General features: G+C 35.5%; 22 protein-coding genes and 4 tRNA genes. 24 read left to right on the top strand and 2 right to left on the bottom strand.

The genetic code is table 11. The features are described 5' to 3' along the window. Positions 1–192: 192 nt before the first annotated feature. The 4 genes from EKM05_RS07795 to EKM05_RS07780 all read left to right on the top strand — a co-directional run bounded on the left by EKM05_RS07795 (position 193) and on the right by EKM05_RS07780 (position 3,964). The gene (locus tag EKM05_RS07795; protein WP_126463118.1) at positions 193–1,554 is read left to right on the top strand and encodes a pyridoxal-phosphate dependent enzyme; all 1,362 of its coding nucleotides are present in this window, start codon (positions 193–195) and stop codon (positions 1,552–1,554) included. 218 nt (positions 1,555–1,772) lie between these two features. After that, entirely contained in the window at positions 1,773–2,255 is a 483-nt protein-coding gene (locus EKM05_RS07790; protein ID WP_126451891.1) for a 3'-5' exonuclease, read from the top strand. A gap of 120 nt (positions 2,256–2,375) precedes the next feature. After that, on the top strand, positions 2,376–3,647 hold the full coding sequence (locus EKM05_RS07785) for a DUF2851 family protein (protein WP_126554473.1): 1,272 nt from the start codon (positions 2,376–2,378) through the stop codon (positions 3,645–3,647). Between the two features lie 89 nt (positions 3,648–3,736). Further along, a complete protein-coding gene (locus EKM05_RS07780) occupies positions 3,737–3,964 on the top strand; it encodes a PspC domain-containing protein (protein ID WP_126451893.1) in 228 nt (75 codons plus the stop codon). Positions 3,965–4,037: 73 nt separating this feature from the next. Here the strand turns inward: EKM05_RS07780 and EKM05_RS07775 are convergent, their stop codons facing one another. Then, entirely contained in the window at positions 4,038–5,516 is a 1,479-nt protein-coding gene (locus EKM05_RS07775; protein ID WP_126554471.1) for an amino acid permease, read from the bottom strand. A gap of 258 nt (positions 5,517–5,774) precedes the next feature. Between EKM05_RS07775 and EKM05_RS07770 the strand changes: the two genes are divergently transcribed. From EKM05_RS07770 to EKM05_RS07675, 20 genes are all read left to right on the top strand, one after another. Then, positions 5,775–6,671, top strand: coding sequence for a helix-hairpin-helix domain-containing protein (locus EKM05_RS07770; protein ID WP_126554469.1), 897 nt, complete (start codon positions 5,775–5,777; stop codon positions 6,669–6,671). A 165-nt stretch (positions 6,672–6,836) separates the two neighbouring features. After that, entirely contained in the window at positions 6,837–8,006 is a 1,170-nt protein-coding gene (locus EKM05_RS07765) for an acyl-CoA dehydrogenase family protein (protein WP_126463122.1), read from the top strand. A gap of 322 nt (positions 8,007–8,328) precedes the next feature. Beyond that, positions 8,329–8,523: a 30S ribosomal protein S21 gene (rpsU, locus tag EKM05_RS07760; protein ID WP_035670421.1), complete on the top strand. Its 195-nt coding sequence runs from the start codon at positions 8,329–8,331 to the stop codon at positions 8,521–8,523. Between the two features lie 68 nt (positions 8,524–8,591). After that, positions 8,592–9,488 (top strand): tyrosine-type recombinase/integrase, encoded by an 897-nt coding sequence (locus EKM05_RS07755; protein WP_126554467.1) that lies wholly within the window; start codon positions 8,592–8,594, stop codon positions 9,486–9,488. A gap of 31 nt (positions 9,489–9,519) precedes the next feature. Next, positions 9,520–9,822 carry a ribosome hibernation-promoting factor, HPF/YfiA family gene (gene hpf, locus EKM05_RS07750; protein WP_126455885.1) on the top strand — a complete coding sequence of 101 codons (303 nt, stop codon included), beginning with the start codon at positions 9,520–9,522 and terminating at the stop codon, positions 9,820–9,822. Between the two features lie 90 nt (positions 9,823–9,912). Beyond that, positions 9,913–9,986: transfer RNA gene (locus EKM05_RS07745), tRNA-Thr, on the top strand. 33 nt (positions 9,987–10,019) lie between these two features. Continuing rightward, positions 10,020–10,100, top strand: a tRNA-Tyr gene (locus EKM05_RS07740). Positions 10,101–10,151: 51 nt separating this feature from the next. Continuing rightward, positions 10,152–10,223: transfer RNA gene (locus EKM05_RS07735), tRNA-Thr, on the top strand. A 53-nt stretch (positions 10,224–10,276) separates the two neighbouring features. Continuing rightward, positions 10,277–11,464: an elongation factor Tu gene (gene tuf / locus EKM05_RS07730; RefSeq protein ID WP_126455883.1), complete on the top strand. Its 1,188-nt coding sequence runs from the start codon at positions 10,277–10,279 to the stop codon at positions 11,462–11,464. Between the two features lie 66 nt (positions 11,465–11,530). Continuing rightward, positions 11,531–11,601 (top strand) — tRNA-Trp (locus tag EKM05_RS07725). A 17-nt stretch (positions 11,602–11,618) separates the two neighbouring features. Continuing rightward, positions 11,619–11,816 carry a preprotein translocase subunit SecE gene (gene secE / locus EKM05_RS07720; protein ID WP_126455881.1) on the top strand — a complete coding sequence of 66 codons (198 nt, stop codon included), beginning with the start codon at positions 11,619–11,621 and terminating at the stop codon, positions 11,814–11,816. A gap of 10 nt (positions 11,817–11,826) precedes the next feature. Further along, positions 11,827–12,378: a transcription termination/antitermination protein NusG gene (gene nusG / locus EKM05_RS07715; RefSeq protein ID WP_126455879.1), complete on the top strand. Its 552-nt coding sequence runs from the start codon at positions 11,827–11,829 to the stop codon at positions 12,376–12,378. Positions 12,379–12,443: 65 nt separating this feature from the next. Further along, positions 12,444–12,890, top strand: coding sequence for a 50S ribosomal protein L11 (rplK, locus tag EKM05_RS07710; RefSeq protein WP_126455877.1), 447 nt, complete (start codon positions 12,444–12,446; stop codon positions 12,888–12,890). Positions 12,891–12,893: 3 nt separating this feature from the next. Beyond that, positions 12,894–13,583, top strand: coding sequence for a 50S ribosomal protein L1 (gene rplA / locus EKM05_RS07705; RefSeq protein ID WP_126455876.1), 690 nt, complete (start codon positions 12,894–12,896; stop codon positions 13,581–13,583). A gap of 22 nt (positions 13,584–13,605) precedes the next feature. Continuing rightward, positions 13,606–14,118 carry a 50S ribosomal protein L10 gene (gene rplJ, locus EKM05_RS07700; protein WP_126455874.1) on the top strand — a complete coding sequence of 171 codons (513 nt, stop codon included), beginning with the start codon at positions 13,606–13,608 and terminating at the stop codon, positions 14,116–14,118. A gap of 92 nt (positions 14,119–14,210) precedes the next feature. After that, positions 14,211–14,579 carry a 50S ribosomal protein L7/L12 gene (rplL, locus tag EKM05_RS07695; RefSeq protein ID WP_126455872.1) on the top strand — a complete coding sequence of 123 codons (369 nt, stop codon included), beginning with the start codon at positions 14,211–14,213 and terminating at the stop codon, positions 14,577–14,579. Between the two features lie 273 nt (positions 14,580–14,852). Continuing rightward, positions 14,853–18,665 (top strand): DNA-directed RNA polymerase subunit beta, encoded by a 3,813-nt coding sequence (gene rpoB / locus EKM05_RS07690; RefSeq protein WP_126463126.1) that lies wholly within the window; start codon positions 14,853–14,855, stop codon positions 18,663–18,665. 325 nt (positions 18,666–18,990) lie between these two features. Continuing rightward, complete coding sequence (gene rpoC, locus EKM05_RS07685; protein ID WP_126554465.1) at positions 18,991–23,304, top strand: DNA-directed RNA polymerase subunit beta'; 4,314 nt, start codon at positions 18,991–18,993, stop codon at positions 23,302–23,304. A 2-nt stretch (positions 23,305–23,306) separates the two neighbouring features. After that, the gene (locus EKM05_RS07680; RefSeq protein ID WP_126455867.1) at positions 23,307–23,618 is read left to right on the top strand and encodes a DUF3467 domain-containing protein; all 312 of its coding nucleotides are present in this window, start codon (positions 23,307–23,309) and stop codon (positions 23,616–23,618) included. A gap of 295 nt (positions 23,619–23,913) precedes the next feature. Further along, complete coding sequence (locus tag EKM05_RS07675) at positions 23,914–24,279, top strand: hypothetical protein (protein WP_126554463.1); 366 nt, start codon at positions 23,914–23,916, stop codon at positions 24,277–24,279. A 134-nt stretch (positions 24,280–24,413) separates the two neighbouring features. Here EKM05_RS07675 and EKM05_RS07670 read toward each other — a convergent pair whose 3' ends face one another. Continuing rightward, positions 24,414–26,003, bottom strand: a complete 1,590-nt coding sequence (locus EKM05_RS07670) for a peptide chain release factor 3 (protein WP_126463130.1) — start codon at positions 26,001–26,003, stop codon at positions 24,414–24,416. Positions 26,004–26,244 lie beyond the last annotated feature (241 nt).

The raw sequence follows: 26,244 nt of genomic DNA, 5'->3' as shown, positions 1-26,244 counted from the left end.
CAATTTTTTAAGTCATTTTTTTTGGGCGTTTTATCGCGCTATCCGCTATATCTTTCCTTGCTTGGCAGCAAACAAGGAAAGGATGTCGCTATTATCACGAACGCAAAATTTCGTAAACAAGATTAATTTATAACAAAATACTATCTTTGTAGCAGTATTTACAACAAATTACAATCTTAAATTTATTATACAATGCGCTACGCAGAAAATATATTAGGTACCATAGGCAACACCCCATTAGTGAAACTCAATAAAGTAACTGCCGAAGTAGAGGCCTTAGTACTTGCTAAGGTGGAAACGTTCAATCCAGGAAATTCCGTAAAAGACAGAATGGCTGTAAAAATGATTGCAGATGCGGAGGCTGATGGCCGTTTACAGCCAGGCGGAACTATTATTGAAGGAACTTCCGGGAATACAGGAATGGGATTGGCATTAGTCGCCATTATAAAAGGATACAAACTAATTTGTGTAATTTCAGACAAACAGTCCAAAGAAAAAATGGATATTCTTCGTGCCGTAGGCGCTAAAGTTGTGGTGTGTCCTACGGATGTAGAACCTACGGATCCAAGGTCGTATTATTCGGTTTCTAAACGATTGGCCAAAGAAACGCCTAATTCCTGGTATGTGAATCAATACGACAACCCTTCAAACGCTATCGCGCATTACGAGCAAACGGGACCGGAAATTTGGGAGCAAACAAGTGGTAAAATTACTCATTTTGTATCGGGGGTAGGCACTGGAGGAACTATTTCCGGAGTTGGGAAATATTTGAAAGAGAAAAATCCAAACATTAAAATTTGGGGAATCGATACCTATGGTTCTGTATTTAAAAAATACCATGAAACAGGAATTTTTGATGAAAATGAAATCTATTCGTATATCACAGAAGGGATTGGTGAGGACATATTACCCATGAATGTAGACTTTTCTTTGATTGACGGATTTACAAAAGTAACGGATAAAGATGCGGCGGTTTATACCCGTAAAATTGCACTTGAAGAAGGAATATTTGTAGGGAATTCTGCTGGTGCGGCGATCAAAGGATTGTTGCAACTCAAAGAACATTTTAAACCGGAAGATGTAGTTGTGGTTCTTTTTCATGATTCAGGAAGCCGTTATGTAGGTAAAATGTTCAATGACGACTGGATGCGGGAACGCGGTTTTCTAGAAGAAGAAATCACAAAGGCGGAGGATGTAATCAAAGATCATATCGACAAACCATTGATTGTGGTGCGTACCGAAGAATTAGTTTCGCACGCCATAGAAAGAATGCGTAAATACAAAATATCTCAAATTCCTGTCATTGATACCACCGGATTTGTAGGTTCTGTTGATGAAAGTGATTTGTTTCAAAGTTACGTAGCCGACAAAAATGTAGCTGATAAACCGATTAAAGATGTAATGGGAAAACCTTTTCCAATAGTGAAACACGGAACTCCTATTGAAGAAGTTTCTCGATTATTCACGAAAGAGAATGAAGCCGTTTTGATTGAATTAGAGAATGGAAATCACCATATTATAACTAAATATGATATTATTGGGTCGATAAAATAAGATTAAAACTGGATTTTATTCCCTAATTATACTCCAACAAGAATCAAAAAACCTGCAAGGTTTTTTGGTTTAATTACTTTGTTGCTGTAAAATTTTTGGAATCTAAAAGTTTGCAAGAACATCTAAAAAAAAGGTAACAAATACATTGAACTTCTATAATTGACAGTATTTTTGTAAATCTGAAATCAAATATCGTTAACCCTAAATCTGAAATCAAATTGACCTTCACCGCTATAGACTTTGAAACAGCAACCGCATACCATCCGTGTTCTGTAGGAATTGTAACCGTAGAAAATGGAATAATTACAGATGAGTTTGTTAGTTTAATCAAACCGCCAAATAATTTATATTCTCCTTTTACCATTCAAGTGCATGGGATTTATCCGCGTGATACCATGAATGCTAAGTCATTTGCTCAGGTATATCCTGAAATTAAAAAACGGTTGCAAAACAGGATGGTTGTAGCTCACAATGAAAGTTTTGACCGGAATGTTTTGGCAAAATCAATGGCGCTTTATAATTTAGAGTATGCGGATTTGAATATTGCCTCTCGTTGGGAATGTACCGTAAAAATATACAAAGCCAAAGGATTGAAACCAACTAAATTGAGCGATTGTTGCCGGGAAATGAATATCGCTTTGAATCATCACGAAGCGTTATCTGATGCCCGGGCTTGTGCCAAATTGTATTTGTTGAAATAAAAACATCCTATTTTGCCAAAATAATATTTGGAGTTTTAGGGAAATTTCTGATTTTTTTTGTTTTAGATAATTTGCTATTTCTTTTTTTACTACATTAGTCTTCAATCTAATATTTTCAATATGAAAGAAGATTTCCTCCATTACCTGTGGAAATTCAAGAAATTTGATACTTTGAATTTGAAAACTTTCAATGGAGAGGAAATCACAATTGTTACTGTGGGCCAATATCTTGAACTGGCCGGTCCTGATTTTTTTAATGCACAAATAACGATTGCAAATCAAAAATGGGCAGGAAATGTCGAAATTCATCTTAAATCGTCAGACTGGTATGTGCATCATCATGAACAGGATTCAGGATATGAAAACGTTATTTTACATGTAGTTTGGGAGCATGATACGGAAGTGTTTAGAAGCAATAACAGCGAAATTCCGGTTTTGGAACTTAAAAAATATGTGGATAAGGCCACCCTTGAAAATTACCAATCTTTAATGGCACCCAAATCATGGATTTTTTGCGAAAAGCAAATTAATAAAATTGATGGATTTGTCTTTAAAAATTGGCAGGAACGTTTGTTTTTTGAACGTCTGGAAAGAAAAGCAAAATCTATATTTGATTTGTTAGAACAAACCAATCACGATTGGGAAGCAGTGTTGTTTTGCCTTTTGGCTAAAAATTTTGGATTAAATACCAATGGAGAACTCTTTTTTAATATGGCACAAAACATTCCTTTTTCGGTGCTTAGAAAAGAAAGTTTTGAAATTGAGAATCTGGAAGCATTAATTTTTGGAACCGCAGGGTTATTGGATTCTGATAAGGAGGATACTTATTTCAAAGATTTAAAGTTTAGGTATTTTTACTTGATACATAAATACCAATTGGAGCAAGGTGGCCAGGCACCAGTCCAGTTTTTTAAGCATCGCCCGGATAATTTTCCTACGATACGTCTTTCTCAATTGGCGAATTTATACCACAGTCAGGTACATTTATTTTCAAAAATAAGTGTTTTGAATTCATTAAAAAGTAGTTACGACCTGTTTCAGGTTTCGACTTCTGAATATTGGTTGAATCATTACCAATTTGATAAAGAAAGTCCAAAGAAAAGGAAATCGCTTTCAAAATCTTTCATTGACTTGATTGTCATAAATACCATACTTCCGCTACAATTTGCTTTTGCTAAAAGTCAGGGAAAAGAAATTTCAGAGGATTTAATTCGTCTGTTAGAAGAAGTTTCTCCGGAGAAAAATGCCATTATAGATAAATTCAAGTCTTTTGGGGTTCTCGCTGCAAGTGCTTTTGATACCCAATCATTACTGCAATTAAAAATGGAGTATTGCAACGCAGGTAAATGCTTAGAATGTGCCGTAGGAATGGAATTGTTGAAAAAAAATTAATTCAATTATTTTTGGATTTGTTTACTGGAGAATGTTGTAAATTTGTTTTTTAAATATGTGATTGACGAATTTAATACACTAACTGAAAAATGTCAGCAGTAATTAAGCTTAAGTTCTTTTTTGAGAAACACGGTTTTCATGTTTCCTCCCGCTTAGCAGATACCTTAGGAATGCGTGCCAGTAGCGTCCGACTATTTTTTATTTACTTGTCATTTGTTACAGCTGGCTTGTGGTTTGCCGTGTATTTAACTTTGGCTTTTTGGATGCGGTTGAAAGATTTAATTCGTGCAAAACGCACTTCGGTTTTTGATTTGTAAAAAGAGTTAAATAAAAAAAGGGATTCTAAAATAGTTAAACTATTCTAGAATCCCTTTTTTGTATGCTGTAAATTTATTTATCCGGATTGTTTAGTTTACTTTTTTTCTTACCGTAGGCAAAATAGATAGCAACTCCAATAATCATCCAAATGGCAAGTCTTTCCCAACTTTCAATAGGTAATCCAGCCATCAAGATTAGACAGATGATAACTCCTAGAATTGGAAATACTGGTACAAATGGCACTCTAAAACCTCTTACTGCATCGGGATTAGTTTTTCTCATTACAACAACTCCAATACATACAAGAGCAAACGCAAATAATGTTCCTATACTTACCATATGACCTAAGTCTGACACAGGAACAAATCCTGCAAACATGCTAACAAAAACCATGAAAAGTAGGTTTGTTTTGTATGGTGTTCTATTTGTTGCGTGTAATGTACTAAAAAATTTAGGTAATAATCCGTCAATACTCATACTGTAGAAAACCCTACTTTGCCCCATCAACATCACTAACATTACAGAGGTATATCCTGCAATAATCGCAATTGTTAATGCTGAGTTTAAGAATGTATAACCTGTTTTAGCAAACGCTGTAGTGACAGGGCTTGCGTCACCTTTAAAGTTAAGGTAGTTTTCTAAACCAGTTAAAACAAAAGCAAATAGAACATATAAAACGGTACAAATTATGAGCGACCCTAATATACCAATTGGCATACCTTTCTGTGGATCTTTTGCCTCTTGTGCAGCTGTAGAAACAGCGTCAAATCCTATAAATGCAAAAAACACAACTCCTGCACCTCTTAGAATACCACTCCAGCCGTAATGACCAAAGTAATCGCTACTAAAGAAATTTAAAAATGTCATCTTTCCTGAGCTTAAAAGGGCTTCGCCTTCATTTACAGGGATAAATGGAGTATGATTCGCTCCGTCAATAAAACCCCATCCGATACCTATGAATACAATAACAACAGTTACTTTTAAAATAACCAAAATATTGTTTAATAAAGCTGATTCTTTTGTACCTCTAATCAATAGTAGAGAAAGGGCACATATAATTAATATGGCGGGTAAATTAATGAATCCTGGTTTCTCATCCCATGGTCCATGGAGTATCTCTTGGGGAATATTGAGTCCATAATTGGCGAGGAATTTATCTACGTATTGAGACCAACTCACTGCTACTGTTGCGGCTCCAAGAGCATATTCAAGCACTAAATCCCATCCAATAATCCAAGCAACAAATTCTCCCATTGTGGCATAAGAATAGGTGTAAGCACTTCCTGCTACTGGGATCATAGAGGCAAATTCAGCGTAGCACAATCCAGCAAAGGCACAGCCTATCCCTGCTAAGACGAAGGATAGCGTTACTGCGGGTCCTGCATTATCTGCGGCTGCGATTCCTGTTAAAGAAAATAATCCTGCTCCGATAATTGCTCCAACTCCTAGCGCTACTAATGAACGTGAAGACAAAGTTCTTTTTAATCCTTTTTCAGATTCTGATGCTTCATTTAGCAATACCGAAAGGGGTTTAGTTTTCCAAATTGACATGGGTTATATGGTTTTGTTTGTTATTAAGCTCCAAATGTATTGTTTTTTATAAAAAATAAAAACAATAATTGAATTTTAAGTTGTAAAAAATGATTTGTCGTCTTTTTTAATATTGATTCCCGGTGAAATTATTTTGTCAAATAGGCTTGTAGCGGGTATTAATTTGTTTTTGAAAAAAAATCTACAGAAAGCGAACGGTCTTGATTTAATTTATAAATTTAGAATTATTTTTAATGCTAGCAAATCGATACGTATCCCATGAGTTTTAAAACGATTCTAACTTATTTTAAGTTCACTAAGGAGCAACGAACCGGTATTTTCTTTTTGTTTGTAATTAGTGTAGTCCTGCAGCTGGTTTATTTTTTTGTTGATTTTAGAGCGGTATCTAAAGCGTATCCTGAAAAACAAAAATGGCTTTCTCTTCAAACTGCAATGGATTCCCTTACTATGGAAGCTGCAAATAAAAAGCCCAATGTGTATCTTTTTAATCCCAATTTTATCACAGATTATAAAGGATATAGATTAGGAATGTCTCTTCAGGAAATTGATCGTTTGCTCGCTTTTAGAAAACAAAACAAATATGTAAATTCTCCTGAGGAGTTTCAGAACGTGACTAAAGTTTCAGACTCATTGTTAAATGTGCTAGCGCCTTATTTTAAATTCCCGGATTGGGTGCTTGCTAAAAAACAGAAAACTAAATTTATTACATATAAAAAATATTCAAATCCAGCTTTCGCCAAAAAAGAAAAAATCCTAGTCATTGATATCAATAGGGCAACAAAAGAAGATTTGGTAAAAATTTATGGAATAGGTGAGGCCATTTCTATTCGCATTTTAAAACAAAAAGAAACGTTGGGCGGATTTGTTTCTATGGATCAAATGCAGGATATTTGGGGGTTGTCACCAGAAGTAATTGAGAATTTGAATACTCATTTTGAAGTTTTGGCGCTGCCTCAATTTAAAAAAATCAAGGTCAATACCGCTTCTTTAAAGGAGCTTTCTCAGTTTTATTATTTTAGGTATGCACTGGCCAGAGAAATTATAACTTATAGAAGCATGAAGGGGGATTTTAATAATATTGAGGATTTAATAAAAATTAAGGGATTTCCTGTTGATAAAGCAAAAATAATTGACTTATATTTGGACTTTAATTAGAAGTGTCAGATTTTAAGCCCCGGACAAGAGAATTGTATTGCCTTTTAAAATAGAGGTGTTACTTTTTTATTAGCGGATTATTTTTAATCGTTTAAAAACGAAATTTGAAATAGTACTGCTTTATTATGCTTCAATTAATACTATTTGTTAAGAAAAATATACTATATGAATTCAATTTATTTTACGGAAGAACACCATGCATTTAGAGAAAGTTTAAAAGATTTTCTGCAGAAAGAAGTTGTTCCGCATATCGAAAAGTGGGAAAAAACGGGTACAATAGAACGTTTTATTTGGGAAAAATTTGGCGAGATGGGGTACTTTGGTATTGCCTACCCAGAGGCTTATGGCGGTCTGAATCTCGATTTATTTTATACTGTTATTTTTCTCGAAGAATTGCAAAAAATTAAGTCATCAGGTTTTGCTGCTGCCATGTGGGCTCATGGGTATTTAGCGATGACCCATTTGAATGCTGAGGGTGACGAAAGGATAAAGCAAGATTACTTAGTGCCAAGTATCGCCGGAAAGAAAATAGGAGCTTTATGTATTTCAGAGCCTTTTGGGGGTAGTGATGTTGCGGGGATGCGCACTAATGCCGTAAAAAAAGGAGATAAATATATTATTAATGGTTCCAAAACATTTATTACAAACGGTGTTTATGCAGACTATTATATTGTTGCAGCAAAAACTAATCCTGAACTTGGAAACAAAGGGATTAGCATCTTTTTGATGGATACTGGTTTAAAAGGGATATCGGCTGTCAAACTAGATAAATTAGGTTGGAGAGCATCTGATACTGCTGAAATTGCCTTTGACAACGTAGAGATCCCAGCAGAAAACTTAATGGGTGAAGAAGGGAAAGGATTTCCTTACATCATGCAGCATTTTGCTTTGGAGCGTTTAATCATGGCGATAAATGCACATGCTAGAGCTGAATATGCAATAGATTATACAATAGATTATATGTCGCATAGAGAGGCATTTGGAAAAAAAATAAGTAAGTTTCAAGCATTAAGACATACGCTTGTTGAGCATGCAACAGAGGTAGAACACTGTAAGGTGTTTAACTATGCTGCTGTCGCTCGTTTAGATAAAGGAGAATACGTCGTAAAAGAGTCCACTATGGCTAAGCTGAAATCTACAAAAGTTGCAGATGATACTATTTATAGTTGTTTACAAATGTTAGGTGGTTATGGGTATATGGAGGAGTATCCATTGGCACGTTTGTTTAGGGACAGTCGTTTAGGGCCAATAGGCGGAGGAACTTCAGAAATTCTTAAAGAGATTTTAGGAAAATTAATTATTGATAATCAAAATTATGTGCCAGCGGTAAAGTAGTTTAGACTTTGATTAGGTAGTTTCTGGAGCGAATAAGTTTTGCTTAACGGGATGCTTTAGATTCAATAAAGTGAGTATTTTGTAAAAAGAAGAGTCAATTTGTGTATTGACTCTTCTTTTTATGTCAAGGATAGTACTGCGAATTTTACCCCGATACCTCGCAATGAATAAGATTATAGCGAATAGCTGGCAGCACATGATAGCCTATTCGTGAAACGGAATTTGTTTTTTGCAAGCATGCTCAAATAAATTCACAATTAATGACTTCCAATTCAAAATAATGTTTACTTTTGCACACTTAAAGAAAGGGGGTGTCTATATTATGTTAATTATACCAATTAAAGACGGAGAAAATATCGATAGAGCATTAAAACGCTACAAAAGAAAATTTGATAAAACAGGAACTGTTCGTCAACTAAGAGCACGTACTGCTTTTATTAAGCCTTCAGTTACAAATAGAATCAAAATTCAAAAAGCGGCTTATATCCAAAATATGAGAGATAACTTAGAGAGTTAGTCAATATCTATTAAATAAAATACCGTTAGTCATCAAAATTGTATAACTTTGATGCTAACGGTTTTTTTATGACTACTAATAAAGACGCTTTTCGGGATTATCTACAGTTGGAGAAAAAATATTCTCCTCATACCCTAACGGCATATTGTGCGGATATTGCTTCTTTTGAATCATTCAACAAAATTCACTTTGAGGAGCAAGGCATAGAGCAGGCAGGGTATAGTCAAATCAGGAGTTGGATTGTAGTACTTGTGGATGATGGGGTCTCAAATGGCTCCGTTAATAGAAAAATAGCGTCTTTAAAAGCATTTTACAAATTCCTGTTGAAAACAAAGCAAATTCGGGTTAGTCCATTGTCAGGGCATAAAGCATTGAAGGCTTCGAGGGTTTTGCAGGTTCCTTTTTCTGAAAAGGAAGTTTTGAATGTTTTAGATCAAATGCAAAATACAATTGGATTTGAAGAAGTGAGGAATAAACTCATAATCGATTTGTTGTATACTACCGGAATGCGACGCGCAGAGCTGATTCAGCTTCAAATAGCAAATATTGACTTATCCAATAGTACAATTAAAGTATTGGGCAAGCGAAGTAAAGAACGAATCCTTCCTGTTTTGCCGGTACTGGCGGCTCAGTTTTGTTTGTACCTAAAGGAAAGAGCTTTGTTGGCAATAGTCGTTGATAATGCTTATTTTTTTCTCACAAAAAAAGGATTAAAATTAAATGATTCTTTTGTGTATCGGCTAATAAATTCTTACTTTAGTGGTGTGTCTGAGAAAGTAAAAAAAAGTCCACATATCCTGCGGCATACTTTTGCAACACATCTATTAAATAATGGTGCGGATTTAAATTCAGTAAAGGAATTGTTAGGGCATTCTAGTTTGGCTTCAACTCAAATTTATACCCATAGCAGTTTGTCAGAAATTAAAAATATTTATAAAGAGGCGCATCCTCGAGGACGTAAATGATTCGTAAAATGTTTAACTAAAAAAAATGATTATGAAGGTAAGTGTTCATGCAGTTAACTTTACTGTTGACAAAAAGCTAGTAGATTTTGTTCAAGAAAGAATGGACAAGTTAGAGAAATATTATGACAAGGTGGTGTCCGCCGATGTTTTTTTGAAAGTGGAGAAGACTAGTGATAAAGAAAATAAAATTGCTGAGGTAAAAATGAATGTTCCTGGGGATGATTTTTTAGTTAAAAAGCAATGTAAAACTTTTGAAGAAGCCTTAGAACTTTCTGCTGAATCTTTAGAACGATTATTGGTAAAAAGGAAAGAAAAAATAAGTTCGCATATTTAATATGATTTTTTTTTAAAAAAAGTTTTGATTGAGAGATAAAATCTATACATTTGCAGTCCGTTAGAAATAGCGGACTTTTTTTATTGATTCGCCAGCGTAGCTCAGTTGGCTAGAGCAGCTGATTTGTAATCAGCAGGTCGTGGGTTCGAGTCCCTCCGCCGGCTCAAGACTGTAAAGGTCTGGCAATATAAAAAGTAGGGGAGATACTCAAGCGGCCAACGAGGGCAGACTGTAAATCTGCTGTGTAAACTTCGCAGGTTCGAATCCTGCTCTCCCCACGATGAAAGTTTTAAATTAATTTAAAATGCAACATTTAAAATTAATTCTCTGCCGGTGTAGCTCAGGGGTAGAGTGCTTCCTTGGTAAGGAAGAGGTCTCGGGTTCAATTCCCGACATTGGCTCAAGTAAGTAGGAAATAGAAATTAATATATAACAAGATTTAAAATTAAGTAAAATGGCAAAGGAAAATTTTAACCGTAACAAGCCCCATTTAAACATTGGAACAATTGGGCATGTGGATCACGGAAAAACGACATTAACTGCGGCAATTACAAAAGTATTGTCTGATGCAGGGTATTGTCAAGCAAAATCATTTGATCAAATTGATAATGCTCCAGAAGAAAAAGAAAGAGGTATTACAATTAATACATCTCACGTTGAGTATGAAACTGCTAATCGTCACTACGCTCACGTTGACTGTCCAGGTCACGCGGATTACGTAAAGAACATGGTTACAGGTGCTGCTCAAATGGATGGTGCTATTCTTGTTGTAGCTGCTACTGATGGGCCAATGCCACAAACACGTGAGCATATCCTTTTAGGTCGCCAGGTAGGTATTCCTAGAATGGTTGTATTCATGAATAAAGTGGATATGGTTGATGATGAGGAATTACTTGAATTAGTTGAGATGGAAATCAGAGACTTGTTATCTTTCTATGAATATGATGGAGATAATGGTCCTGTTGTTCAGGGTTCAGCTTTAGGTGGATTGAATAATGATCCAGCTTGGGTACCAAAAATTCTTGAATTGATGGCAGCTGTAGATTCTTGGATCGAAGAGCCGGTAAGAGATGTTGCAAAACCTTTCTTGATGCCTGTTGAAGATGTGTTCTCAATCACTGGTCGTGGAACTGTTGCTACAGGTCGTATCGAAACAGGTGTTGCTAATACAGGAGATCCAGTTGAAATCATTGGTATGGGAGCTGAAAAATTGACTTCTACTATTACTGGAGTTGAGATGTTCCGTAAAATCCTTGATAGAGGTGAAGCTGGAGACAACGTAGGTATTCTTTTAAGAGGTATTCAAAAAGAAGACATCAAAAGAGGAATGGTTATCTGTAAGCCAGGTTCAGTTAAACCACATGCTACTTTTAAAGCTGAGGTTTATATCTTGAAAAAAGAAGAAGGTGGTCGTCACACACCATTTCACAATAACTACCGTCCACAGTTTTATGTACGTACAACGGATGTAACAGGGATCATTACTTTGCCTACAGGTGTAGAAATGGTTATGCCTGGGGATAACTTAACTATTGATGTTGTGTTGCTTAGTGCAATTGCATTAAGTGTTGGTTTACGTTTTGCTATCCGTGAAGGTGGTAGAACTGTAGGTGCAGGTCAGGTAACTGAAATTGTAGCATAATCCAAATAGGATAAAAAAGTATAAAGCCAGTAACTCCGTAAAGTTGTTACTGGCTTTTATTAACGAACGGGCGTAGTTCAAGGGTAGAATAGCGGTCTCCAAAACCGTTGATGGGGGTTCGAATCCCTCCGCCCGTGCAAAAAAATAAATCATAATGACAAAAGTTGTTAATTACATATCAGAGGCATTTGAGGAATTAAAGTCAAATGTAACTTGGCCGGTTTGGGCTGAGGTTCAGCGTCTAACGATTGTTGTGGCTGTTTTTTCAGTATTATTCGCTTTGGCAACTTGGGGAGTAGATGAAATTTTCGCAAAAGCTTTGGCTGGTTTTTTTAACTGGATAAAAGCATAATTTTTTTGTTATGGCAGATAATAATATTAAAAAGTGGTATGTCGTTAGGGCGGTAAGTGGTCAAGAAAATAAAGTGAAAGCTTATATCGAAACCGAAATCGCACGACTTGGGATGGGTGATTATGTGTCACAGGTTTTGGTTCCTACTGAAAAAGTAGTTACTGTAAAAGAGGGAAAAAAGATAATTAAAGATAAGGTTTATTTTCCAGGATACGTCATGATAGAGGCTAATCTGATTGGTGAAATACCTCATATTATTAAATCAATAACAAGTGTTATTGGTTTTTTAGGAGAGATTAAAGGGGGGGAACCTGTTCCTTTGAGAATTTCCGAAGTGAATCGAATGTTAGGTAAAGTAGATGAATTAGCGGTTAATACCGATACACGTTCTATTCCTTTCAATATTGGTGAGACGATTAAGGTTGTTGATGGTCCTTTTAATGGTTTTAACGGAACTGTGGAGAAAATTAATGAAGAAAAGCGTAAACTGGAAGTAATGGTGAAAATTTTCGGAAGAAAAACACCATTAGAATTGAGTTTTATGCAAGTTGAAAAAGTATAATTTTGTTACATCTATAATATCCATTGCAATCGCTTCCAAAGATTGTAGTGTTAAATTTTTAAAAAATGGCTAAAGAAATTAGTAAAGTAGTTAAACTACAAGTTAAGGGAGGTGCTGCGAATCCATCGCCACCGGTTGGACCTGCTTTAGGTGCTGCTGGTGTTAATATCATGGAGTTCTGTAAGCAATTTAATGCAAGAACTCAAGATAAAGCCGGCAAAGTTTGCCCTGTGCAAATTACAGTGTATAAAGACAAATCTTTTGATTTTGTTGTAAAAACACCACCTGCTGCTGTCCAATTATTGGAAGCTGCAAAGCTAAAATCTGGTTCAGGTGAACCTAATCGTAAAAAAGTGGCTAACGTTACTTGGGACGTAATTAGAACAATCGCCGAAGATAAAATGGTGGATTTGAATGCATTTACTATCGAATCTGCTATGAGCATGATCGCAGGAACGGCTAGATCTATGGGTATAACTGTAACTGGAGATTCTCCTCTAAAACAAGGGTAAGACATGGCAAAATTGACAAAAAAGCAAAAAGAGGCTGCTTCAAAAATTGAAAAGAACAAATTATATTCTCTTAAAGATGCTGCGGCATTAATAAAAGTTGTTGCTTCTGCAAAATTTGATGAGTCTATTGATATCGCAGTTCGTTTGGGTGTAGATCCAAGAAAAGCGAATCAAATGGTAAGAGGTGTAGTAACATTGCCTCATGGTACTGGTAAAGATGTTAAAGTATTAGCATTGGTTACTCCGGACAAAGAAGCGGAAGCTTTGGCAGCTGGTGCTGACTATGTAGGTCTTGATGACTATTTACAAAAGATAAAAGACGGTTGGACAGATGTTGATGTAATTATCACAATGCCTTCTGTTATGGGTAAATTAGGTCCATTAGGTCGTATTTTAGGACCTAGAGGTTTAATGCCTAACCCTAAAACAGGTACTGTAACTATGGATGTTGCAAAAGCTGTTCAAGAGGTAAAAGCTGGTAAAATTGACTTTAAAGTTGACAAAACTGGTATAGTGCATGCAGGAATTGGTAAAGTCTCTTTTGGAGCTGAACAAATTGTTGACAATGCTCACGAAATTATTCAAACATTAATCAAACTTAAACCAACTGCGGCTAAAGGAACTTACATCAAAAGTATTTACCTAACTAGCACTATGAGTCCTGCAATTGCATTGGATCCTAAGGCAGTATAATTGGTAGTTAAAAATTTTTAGTATGACTAGAGAAGAAAAATCAATCGCGATTGAAGTTTTAACTGCACAGTTAGCTGGTACAAATATTATTTATGTATCTGATATTTCTGGAATGAATGCAGAAGCAACTACGAACTTAAGAAGAGCTTGTTATAAAGCAGGTATAAAATTAGAAGTAGTTAAAAATACATTGCTTGCAAAAGCAATGGAAGCATCAGCTAATGATTATGGAGATTTACCTTCAGTTTTGACGGGTAATAGTGCTATATTCATTTCTGAGATAGCAAACGCTCCGGGTAAGATAATAAAAGATTTCAGAAAAAAATCAGCTAAACCGGTATTAAAGGGAGCTTATATCAACTCTGAAATTTATATTGGAGACGATCAATTAGATGCATTAGCAACTATTAAATCTAAAGAAGAGCTTATCGGCGAACTTATTGGATTATTGCAGTCACCAGCACAAAGAGTTATTTCTGCTCTTCAAAACCAATTTGCCAAAAGCGAAGAGGCTACAGAGGAAGTGGAGGCATAATGAAAGAAGAGTTTTACTCTAATTTTATTACATAAAACGCGCACAATAAATAAATTATATTTTTTACAAATCATTTTAAAACGATAGAAAAAATGGCAGATTTGAAACAATTCGCAGAACAATTGGTTAACCTAACGGTAAAAGAAGTTAACGAATTAGCAACAATATTAAAAGATGAGTACGGAATCGAACCAGCTGCTGCAGCTGTAGTAGTTTCAGGTGGTGGCGAAGCTGCTGCTGAAGATGTTCAAACAGAATTTACAGTGGTTTTGAAAGCAGCAGGTGCTTCTAAATTAGCAGTTGTAAAATTAGTTAAAGAACTTACTGGTTTAGGTTTGAAAGAAGCTAAAGATGTAGTAGACAGCGCACCAAGCAATGTTAAAGAAGGTGTGACTAAAGATGAAGCAGAAGCGCTTAAAAAATCTTTGGAAGAAGCTGGAGCTGAGGTTGAACTTAAATAGTTCACTCTAGTTTTGAAAATAAGGTTTAGGTCTTGGAGTCATCCAAAGACCTAAACCATTTTTCGTATAACAAAAGGCTACGTTGTATTAGTACATACTAGTCTTTTAAAATAGATTCATTTTATCCATTACGAGGAAAAAAAATTAACAGATAATAAGAAAGTAGTTATCTTAAATTGGTTTTTAAAGATGTAATGGTTTAAAAAAAAAAGGTATAAATAAATTACTATTTATACAAAAAAATTACTTTTCTAATCAAAATTTTGTCCATTGATGATAACAAATCAAACTGAAAGATTGAATTTTGCCTCTACAAAAAATATTCCTGATTATCCAGATTTTCTAGATGTTCAGGTTAAATCGTTTAAGGATTTTTTTCAATTAGAAACTAAATCTGACGAAAGAGGCGACGAAGGGCTTTACAATACCTTCATGGAAAACTTCCCAATTACTGATACAAGAAATAACTTTGTATTAGAATTCCTTGATTATTTTGTAGATCCGCCACGTTACACAATTCAAGAATGTATAGAAAGAGGTCTTACGCATAGTGTACCCCTAAAAGCTAGGTTAAAACTATATTGTACAGATCCAGAACATGAAGATTTTGAGACTATTGTTCAGGATGTTTATCTTGGGACAATTCCATATATGACGCCAAGCGGTACTTTTGTTATTAATGGTGCTGAGCGTGTAGTTGTTTCTCAATTACACCGTTCTCCTGGTGTTTTCTTCGGGCAGTCATTTCATGCAAATGGAACAAAATTGTACTCTGCCAGAGTAATTCCTTTTAAGGGTTCTTGGATAGAATTTTCTACAGATATAAACAGCGTAATGTATGCTTATATTGACAGAAAGAAAAAATTACCTGTAACGACTTTATTCCGTGCAATTGGATTCGAAAGAGATAAGGATATCCTAGAGATTTTCGATCTTGCTGAGGAAATTAAAGTTTCTAAAACAGGACTTAAAAAATATATCGGTAGAAAATTAGCTGCTCGTGTATTGAATACATGGCATGAGGATTTTGTAGATGAGGATACTGGTGAAGTAGTTTCTATTGAACGTAACGAAATAATTCTTGATAGAGACACTATTATCGACAAAGATAATGTGGAAGAAATCATTGATTCTAACGTTAAATCTATTTTGCTTCACAAAGAAGATGCTAATCAAGGAGATTACGCAATCATTCATAATACGTTGCAAAAAGACCCAACAAACTCTGAAAAAGAGGCTGTTGAGCATATCTATAGACAATTGCGTAATGCTGAACCGCCTGATGAAGAAACGGCTCGTGGTATTATCGATAAATTATTCTTTTCTGATCAACGGTACAACTTAGGTGAAGTAGGTCGTTATAGAATAAATAAAAAATTAGGGTTGGATACTCCAATGGAAAAGCAAGTCTTGACCAAAGAAGATATCATAACGATTGTTAAATATTTGATTGAATTAATTAACTCTAAAGCAGAGATTGATGATATTGATCACTTATCAAACCGTCGTGTACGAACAGTTGGAGAACAAATGTCACAACAGTTTGGTGTTGGTTTGGCGCGTATGGCCAGAACCATTAGAGAGCGAATGAACGTTAGGGATAACGAGGTGTTTACACCGATAGATTTGATTAATGCCAAAACATTATCCTCTGTTATCAACTCTTTCTTTGGTACAAACCAGTTGTCTCAGTTTATGGATCAAACGAATCCATTAGCCGAGATTACGCACAAAAGAAGATTATCTGCACTTGGACCAGGTGGACTTTCGAGAGAAAGAGCCGGATTTGAGGTACGTGATGTTCACTATACGCATTACGGACGTTTATGTCCAATTGAAACTCCTGAGGGACCAAACATTGGTTTGATATCTTCTCTTGGTGTTTATGCTAAAGTAAACGGAATGGGTTTCATTGAGACTCCATACCGTAAAGTAACTAACGGAGTCGTAGATCTAGTGTCTACTCCTGTTTACTTGAGTGCAGAAGAAGAAGAAGGAATGATGATTGCTCAGGCAAACATAGAAATGGATGCAGTAGGTAAGATTATCGCTGAAAATGTAATTGCCCGTCAGGAAGGTGATTTTCCAGTAATTGAGCCTTCAAAAGTGGATTATACGGATGTTGCTCCAAATCAAATTGCTTCTATTTCAGCCTCTTTGATTCCTTTCTTAGAACATGATGATGCGAATAGAGCCTTGATGGGATCTAACATGATGCGTCAGGCCGTACCATTAATTCGTCCTGAAGCTCCTATTGTTGGAACTGGTTTAGAGCGTCAAGTTGCTTCGGATTCCAGAGTTTTAATTAACGCTGAAGGAGATGGAACTGTTGAATATGTGGATGCTAATATTATCACAATCAAATACGATCGTTCTGAAGAAGAAAGAATGGTGAGTTTTGAGTCAGATGAGAAAACATACAATCTAATTAAATTTAGAAAAACCAATCAAGGTACTAGTATCAACTTGAAACCTATCGTAAGAAGAGGCGACAGAGTTGTTCTTGGTCAAGTATTGTCAGAAGGTTATGCCACTCAAAATGGAGAACTTGCTTTAGGTCGTAACCTAAAAGTAGCGTTTATGCCATGGAAAGGGTACAACTTTGAGGATGCGATTGTAATTTCTGAAAAAGTAGTTCGTGACGATATTTTCACCTCTATTCACGTGGATGATTATTCATTAGAAGTTAGAGATACTAAATTAGGTAACGAAGAATTGACGAACGATATACCGAACGTTTCTGAAGAAGCTACTAAAGATTTAGATGAAAATGGTATGATCAGAATTGGAGCCGAGGTTAAACCTGGTGACATTCTTATCGGAAAAATTACTCCAAAAGGAGAATCAGATCCTACTCCGGAAGAGAAATTGCTTCGTGCAATCTTTGGGGATAAAGCAGGGGATGTAAAAGATGCTTCATTAAAAGCCTCTCCTTCTTTACATGGTGTTGTTTTAGACAAAAAACTGTTTGCAAGAGCAGTAAAAGATAAACGTAAACGTACGCAAGATAAAGATGCTTTAGGAGCACTTGAAATGGAGTTTGAAGTTAAATTTGTTGAATTAAAAGACAAATTAGTGGAAAAACTTTTCTTGATCGTAAACGGAAAAACATCTCAAGGGGTAATGAATGATTTGGGTGAAGAAGTTTTACCAAAAGGTAAAAAATACACTCAAAAAATGCTTTATGCGGTTGAAGATTTTGCTCACTTAAGTAAAGGTCAATGGGTTGCTGATGATGCAACTAATAAAATGGTGAATGATTTAATTCATAACTATAAAATTAAGTTGAACGATTTACAAGGTGCTTTACGTAGAGAGAAATTTACTATTACTGTTGGAGATGAATTGCCAGCAGGAATCTTGAAATTAGCGAAAGTATATATTGCCAAAAAACGTAAGTTGAAAGTTGGGGATAAAATGGCGGGACGTCACGGTAACAAAGGTATTGTTGCTCGTATCGTTCGTCATGAAGATATGCCTTTCCTTGAAGACGGAACGCCTGTTGATATAGTGTTGAACCCACTTGGTGTACCTTCACGTATGAACATTGGTCAAATTTATGAAACAGTTCTTGGTTGGGCGGGACAAAACTTGGGTAGAAAATTTGCTACACCAATTTTTGACGGAGCAACCCTTGATCAAATCAATGAATTGACTGATGAAGCTGGAATACCACGTTTTGGACATACATATTTATATGATGGTGGTACAGGAGAACGTTTCCATCAAGCTGCAACAGTAGGAGTTATCTACATGTTGAAACTTGGACACATGGTTGACGATAAAATGCACGCACGTTCTATAGGTCCGTACTCATTGATTACGCAACAACCACTTGGAGGTAAAGCTCAATTTGGAGGACAGCGTTTTGGAGAGATGGAAGTTTGGGCACTTGAGGCTTATGGAGCATCAAGTACACTTAGAGAAATCTTGACTGTGAAGTCTGATGATGTTATTGGTAGAGCTAAAACTTACGAAGCAATCGTAAAAGGTGAATCTATGCCAGAACCAGGATTACCGGAATCATTCAATGTATTAATGCATGAATTGAAAGGTCTTGGACTTGACATTCGTCTAGAAGAATAGAAGTTTAGTATTCAGTGTTCAGTATTTAGTAATCAGTGATAAACTGAACACTAAATTCTGAATACTGAACACTTTTTTAAAAGAGTTTTTAGGATTTATACCCGTAACCCGTTCCGATTTTTTATTTAAACCCAATTGGTTTTATAAATAGCACTTCAAAATTTTTATTTGAAGTTTAGAGAAGTAATTCGAGGTAATGTTTAAGTCTAAAGTTTGAAAGTCTAAAGTCTAAAGTCATCCGTGGCTTTAAAAACTTTATGACATTTGACTTTAAGACTGAAATAAAATTAATTTTTTAATTGCAAATAAATCAATAGTAAAAACTATGATGAATAATAGAAATAATAACAATAAAGATAAAAACCCTGTAAAAAGGTTTAATAAAATCTCCATAGGACTTGCTTCTCCTGAATCGATCTTGAAAGAATCAAGAGGTGAAGTATTGAAACCTGAAACTATCAATTATAGAACGCACAAACCGGAGCGTGATGGTCTTTTCTGTGAACGTATTTTTGGACCAGTAAAAGATTTTGAATGTGCTTGTGGTAAGTATAAAAGAATTCGCTACAAAGGAATCATCTGTGACCGTTGTGGTGTAGAAGTAACGGAGAAAAAAGTACGTAGAGACAGAGTAGGTCACATCAATCTGGTTGTGCCTATTGCTCATATCTGGTATTTCCGTTCTCTTCCAAACAAAATTGGTTATATCCTTGGACTTCCATCTAAGAAATTAGATATGATTATTTACTACGAAAGATACGTAGTAATCCAAGCAGGTATCGCTAAAAATGCAGAAGGTGAATCAGTACAAAGATTAGACTTTTTGACAGAAGAAGAATATTTAAATATTTTAGATACGCTTCCTGCTGACAACCAATATCTTGATGATTTTGATCCTAATAAATTTGTTGCCAAAATGGGAGCAGAATGTATTATGGACTTATTGGCAAGAATTGATTTAGATCAATTGTCTTACCAATTAAGACACAATGCTAACAATGAAACGTCTAAACAACGTAAAACGGAAGCATTAAAAAGATTACAAGTTGTGGAATCTTTCCGTGAGTCTAACTTGAACCGTGAGAACCGTCCGGAATGGATGATTATGAAAGTGGTACCCGTTATTCCACCAGAATTACGTCCGCTTGTGCCACTTGATGGAGGTCGTTTTGCAACTTCAGATTTGAATGATTTATACCGTCGTGTAATTATACGTAACAACCGTTTGAAAAGATTAATGGAGATTAAAGCTCCAGAAGTTATTTTAAGAAACGAGAAACGTATGTTGCAGGAATCGGTAGATTCACTTTTTGACAATACGCGTAAAGCATCTGCAGTAAAAACAGAATCAAACCGTCCATTGAAATCACTTTCGGATTCCCTAAAAGGAAAACAAGGTCGTTTCCGTCAAAACTTACTTGGAAAACGTGTAGATTATTCTGCTCGTTCGGTAATTGTTGTTGGACCAGAATTGAAATTGTCTGAATGTGGTATCCCTAAAGATATGGCAGCTGAATTATACAAACCTTTCGTTATCCGTAAATTGATAGAAAGAGGAATTGTAAAAACGGTTAAATCAGCTAAGAAAATAATAGATAAGAAAGAGCCTGTAGTTTGGGATATCCTTGAAAATGTAATCAAAGGGCACCCAATATTACTGAATCGTGCTCCTACTTTGCACCGTTTAGGTATCCAAGCATTCCAACCAAAATTAATTGAAGGAAAAGCAATCCAATTGCACCCTTTAGTGTGTACTGCATTTAATGCGGATTTTGATGGGGATCAAATGGCAGTTCACTTGCCATTAGGACCTGAAGCTATTTTGGAAGCGCAACTATTAATGTTGGGTTCTCACAATATCTTGAATCCTGCAAATGGTGCTCCAATTACGGTACCTTCTCAGGATATGGTTTTGGGTCTGTATTATATGACCAAAGAACGTTTATCTACTCCTGAGCTTAAAATTTTAGGTGAAGGGATCACTTTTTATTCTGCGGAAGAAGTAAATATTGCTTTGAATGAAGGTAGATTAGAATTGAATGCTTCAGTGAAAATTAGAGCAAAACATTTTAATGAAGCAGGAGAATTAGTTTTCCAAATTATTAAAACTACTGCAGGCCGTGTATTATTTAATGAAGTAGTACCAGAAGCTGCAGGATATATCAATGATGTATTGACTAAGAAAAACCTTAGAGATATTATCGGACACGTTTTAAGCGCTACCGATGTACCTACAACTGCGGTCTTCTTGGACAATATGAAAGACATGGGATACAAATTTGCCTTCAAAGGTGGTTTGTCATTCTCTCTTGGTGATATTAGAATTCCGGATCAAAAACCTAAATTAATTGCAGATGCCAGAGAACAAGTTCAAGGTATTTCTGCTAATTATAATATGGGTTTGATTACTAATAACGAACGGTACAACCAAGTTATTGATGTATGGACTTCTGCGAATGCTCAACTTACAGAGTTAGCAATGAAAAACATTAGAGAAGACCAACAAGGTTTCAACTCGGTGTATATGATGCTTGATTCTGGAGCAAGGGGTTCCAAAGAACAAATTCGTCAGTTAACCGGTATGCGTGGTTTGATGGCTAAGCCAAAAAAATCTACTGCTGGTGGTGGTGAAATTATTGAAAACCCTATTCTTTCTAACTTTAAAGAAGGTCTTTCTATCCTTGAGTATTTTATTTCTACACACGGTGCGCGTAAAGGTCTTGCGGATACGGCTTTGAAAACAGCCGATGCAGGATATTTAACAAGAAGATTGCATGATGTATCGCAAGATGTTATTGTAAACATCGAAGACTGTGGTACATTAAGAGGTGTTGAAGTTTCAGCATTGAAAAAGAATGAGGAAATAGTTGAAACTTTAGGAGAAAGAATTTTAGGGCGTGTCGCTTTACAAGACTTAATCAACCCTTTGACCAGTGAGATTTTAGTTCATTCTGGGGAGCAAATCACAGAGGTTATCATGAAAGCAATTGATGCTTCTCCTATCGAGAAAGTAGAAGTGCGTTCTCCGTTAACTTGTGAAGCGCTAAAAGGTATTTGTGCCAAATGTTACGGTAGAAATCTTGCTACCGGAAAAATGACACAAAGAGGGGAAGCTGTTGGTGTAATTGCAGCACAATCTATTGGAGAACCTGGAACACAGTTAACATTACGTACTTTCCACGTTGGTGGTGTTGCGGGTGGTATTTCTGAAGAGTCTAGTATCGTTACTAAATTTAACGGTAAACTGGAAATTGAAGATTTAAAAACTGTTAAAGGAGAAGATAGTGAAGGTAATGCAGTGGATATTGTAGTATCTCGTTCTTCTGAATTGAAATTAATCGATGAAAGAACAGGTATTTTATTAAGTACAAATAATATTCCTTACGGTTCAAGTATTTTCGTTAAAGACGGCCAGTCTGTTGTTAAAGGAGATGTGATCTGTAAATGGGATCCTTATAATGGGGTTATCGTATCTGAGTTTACCGGTAAGATTGCTTATGAAGAATTAGAGCAAGGTCAATCATTTATGGTTGAAATTGATGAGCAAACTGGTTTCCAAGAAAAGGTAATTTCTGAATCCAGAGCTAAAAAATTAATTCCTACTTTATTGGTTTACGGTAAAGACAATGAATTGATTCGTTCGTATAACTTACCTGTTGGAGCCCACTTGATGGTTGAAAATGGTGAGAAAATTAAAGCCGGTAAAGTGTTGGTGAAAATTCCGCGTCGTTCTTCTAAATCAGGAGATATTACAGGAGGTTTGCCTAGAATTACTGAGTTGTTAGAAGCTCGTAATCCTTCAAACCCAGCAGTTGTTTCTGAAATTGATGGTGTTGTTTCTTTTGGAAAAATCAAAAGAGGAAACCGTGAGGTAGTTATCGAATCTAAATTTGGTGACATTAGAAAATACTTGGTTAAATTATCAAGCCAAATTCTAGTTCAGGAAAATGACTTTGTAAGAGCAGGTGTACCGTTGTCAGATGGTGCTATTACTCCGGATGATATTTTAAGAATCCAAGGGCCAGCCGCTGTTCAACAGTATTTGGTTAACGAAATTCAAGAAGTATACCGTTTGCAAGGGGTGAAAATTAACGACAAGCACTTTGAAGTAGTAATACGTCAGATGATGCGTAAGGTAAGAGTGCAAGATCCAGGTGACACGTTGTTCTTAGAAGATCAATTAATTCATACAAAAGACTTTATCTTTCAAAATGATAAATTATATGGTATGAAAGTCGTGGAAGATGCTGGCGATTCTGGCGCTTTGAAAGAAGGACAAATTATTACGCCTCGTGAGTTGCGCGATGAAAATTCTCTTTTGAAACGTACCGATAAAAATCTTGTTGTGGCTCGTGATGTCGTTACTGCAACTGCAACACCAGTCTTACAAGGTATTACAAGAGCCTCTCTTCAAACCAAATCATTTATATCAGCGGCTTCTTTCCAAGAAACGACTAAAGTATTGAACGAAGCTGCTGTTGCAGGTAAAATCGATTACTTAGAAGGATTGAAAGAAAATGTAATTGTTGGACATAGAATCCCTGCCGGAACGGGTATGAGAGAATATGACAATACAATTGTAGGTTCAAAAGAAGATTACAACGATATGATGGCTAATAAAGAAGAATATATTTATTAAGTATGAGTAATTCAAATCAACAACAAGAACAAATCAACATTGAGTTGGATGAGAAAATTGCCGAAGGAATTTATTCCAATTTGGCTATAATCAATCATTCGTCTTCTGAATTTGTTTTAGATTTTGTAAGCATCATGCCCGGCATACCTAAGGCTAAGGTAAAAGCAAGAATTGTCTTGACACCACAGCATGCTAAAAGATTGTTGAAAGCAATCGGAGAAAACATTCATCGTTTTGAAGTCGCTCATGGCGAAATAAAAGATACTGAACAAGCCCCGATTCCGCTTAATTTTGGTCCTGCGGGACAAGCATAATATCTTTAAAGGCTCCAGAAATGGAGCCTTTTTTATTTAAGGCTATTTTCTCAGTCTAGAATTATTGATTTCATTTCTGATTCGTGGTGTTAATTAGCTGTTTTTGTATGTAGGTTTTATGAATAAATTAGTATATCCAACCATCAAATCTGTGTTATACAGAACGAATCTATTTGTACATTAAACGGGTATAATGGCACTTCATCGAAAATATTTCCGACTCATTTATAAATGATATACTTTCGTGTTCGAGATGGAAAAAACACATTCTGTCTATTGTAAAATTGTAAGGGATATGAACTATTTATCTTTAAAAACAACTAAAAATGCAGGAAGTAATCGTTTCTTTTTGCTTGTTTTTATTCTAGTAACAAATATTTCTGTTTTTGCACAAACTGAGAAAAATTTAGTTGATGTGAATACAGTAGCAGTTGGTGCAACTACAAAACAAGAGAATGTTTCAACAGTTTCTGCTTCAAATTCTAACAGTATGCATTTTATATTGTGGTTTATGGGTTCAAAACAAGATCCTAATTGCACAATTTCTATAGAAGGAATAAACGCTAAAAAACAAATAATCACATCAGGAGCTGCTCCAAATAGATTGCTAATCAAGGCTTTCTTGAAAAAAGCGGTAAATTTAGAAAACATGATTGCTTGAGTATAATGCGATTTTAAAACATAAAAAAACGCTAATTTCTAAAATTAGCGTTTTTTTATGCCTTTATTTTTTATGTCTGTGCTATTCAAGACCACCATTTAATTCCATTAGGCAGGTTTACTTTATATTAAGAATTACTCAAATTCAGAAGTAAAGAATAACTTAACATTTGGATATTTATTTTGTGTCATTTGAATTGTGAAATCAGAATCAGCCAGAAATACTAATTGTCCGTATTTATCATGTGCCAAGAATTTTTGTTTGATTCTTCTGAATTCTTTGAACTCTTCGCTTTTTGGATCGTTTGGTTTTACCCAACATGCTTTGTGTACGGGGAAATTTTCATAGGTACATTTTGCTCCATATTCGTGTTCTAAACGGTATTGGATCACCTCGTATTGTAGGGCTCCAACCGTTCCAATGATTTTTCTGTTGTTCATTTCCAAAGTAAATAACTGCGCCACACCTTCATCCATTAACTGATCGATTCCTTTGTCCAGTTGTTTGGCTTTCATGGGATCAGCATTATTAATATATCGGAAATGTTCCGGGGAGAAACTCGGTATTCCTTTGAAACTCATAATTTCTCCTTCGGTCAATGTATCTCCAATTTTGAAATTTCCTGTATCGTGTAAGCCAACAATATCACCTGGATATGAAATATCTACAATTTCTTTCTTTTCGGCAAAAAAAGCATTTGGACTCGAAAATTTTAAGTTTTTCTTCTGACGCACGTGGTAATACGGTTTGTTTCTTTCGAAAGTTCCGGATACTATTTTTATAAAGGCCAGACGATCTCTGTGTTTTGGATCCATATTGGCATGGATTTTAAACACAAATCCTGTCATTTTTTCCTCTTTGGGATCTACTAATCGGGTTTCCGAATCTTTTGGTCTTGGTGATGGAGCAATTTGAACAAAACAGTCCAATAATTCTCTAACTCCAAAATTATTCAATGCCGAACCAAAAAATACAGGTTGTAGTTTTCCGTCTAAATAATCCTGACGATCAAATTTAGGATAAACTTCATCAATCAACTCTAGTTCTTCCCGCAAGCTGTCAGCTGGTTTTTGACCGATAATTTTCTCTAATTCCGGATTTTTAACATCGGAAAAAGCAATTGTTTCTTCAATATTTTTACGGCTGTCACCGCTAAATAAGTTGATGTTTTGCTCCCAAAGGTTGTAGATTCCTTGAAAATCATAGCCCATTCCTATCGGGAAACTTAATGGTGTAACTGTTAAGCCTAGTTTCTGTTCCACTTCATCCATCAAGTCAAAAGCGTCTTTTCCTTCTCGGTCTAATTTATTGATGAATACGATAATTGGAATTTTTCGCATTCTACAAACGGCCACTAATTTCTCTGTTTGTTCTTCAACACCTTTGGCAACATCAATTACAACAATAACGCTGTCAACAGCTGTTAAGGTTCTAAAAGTGTCCTCCGCAAAATCCTTGTGACCTGGCGTATCGAGAATGTTTATCTTTTTGTCTTTATAATTGAAAGCCAAAACCGAAGTAGAAACCGAAATTCCTCTCTGGCGTTCAATTTCCATAAAGTCACTGGTAGCGCCTTTTTTGATTTTATTGTTTTTTACAGCACCTGCCTCTTGAATCGCACCACCAAAAAGGAGGAGTTTTTCTGTAAGTGTTGTTTTTCCGGCATCAGGATGTGAGATAATCCCAAAAGTTCTTCTGCGTTGTATTTCTTCTAAAAAGCCCATATTTATATCAATAGTGTGCAAAAGTACTATTTATAAATGCCAATTAAAAAAATGTATCCTCTTAATTAATGATGTGGGTTTTGAAAATGGATTTCAGTCGATTTTTTTAAATTTTATTAGATAGCTTATGACGCTATTAGGTATAAAAAAGGCTGTCAAAATAGGAGGGCACTGAAAAAGTCTTTTTAAAAATTAATTGTTAATAAAAAGGAGTAGAAAACTATAGTTTTTTGCTCCTTTT

This window comes from Flavobacterium sp. GSP27, assembly GCF_003970395.1.
Taxonomy (GTDB): Bacteria; Bacteroidota; Bacteroidia; order Flavobacteriales; family Flavobacteriaceae; genus Flavobacterium.
Note: the sequence above shows the minus strand (reverse complement) of the source record. Positions and strands in the feature narration are given on the sequence as shown.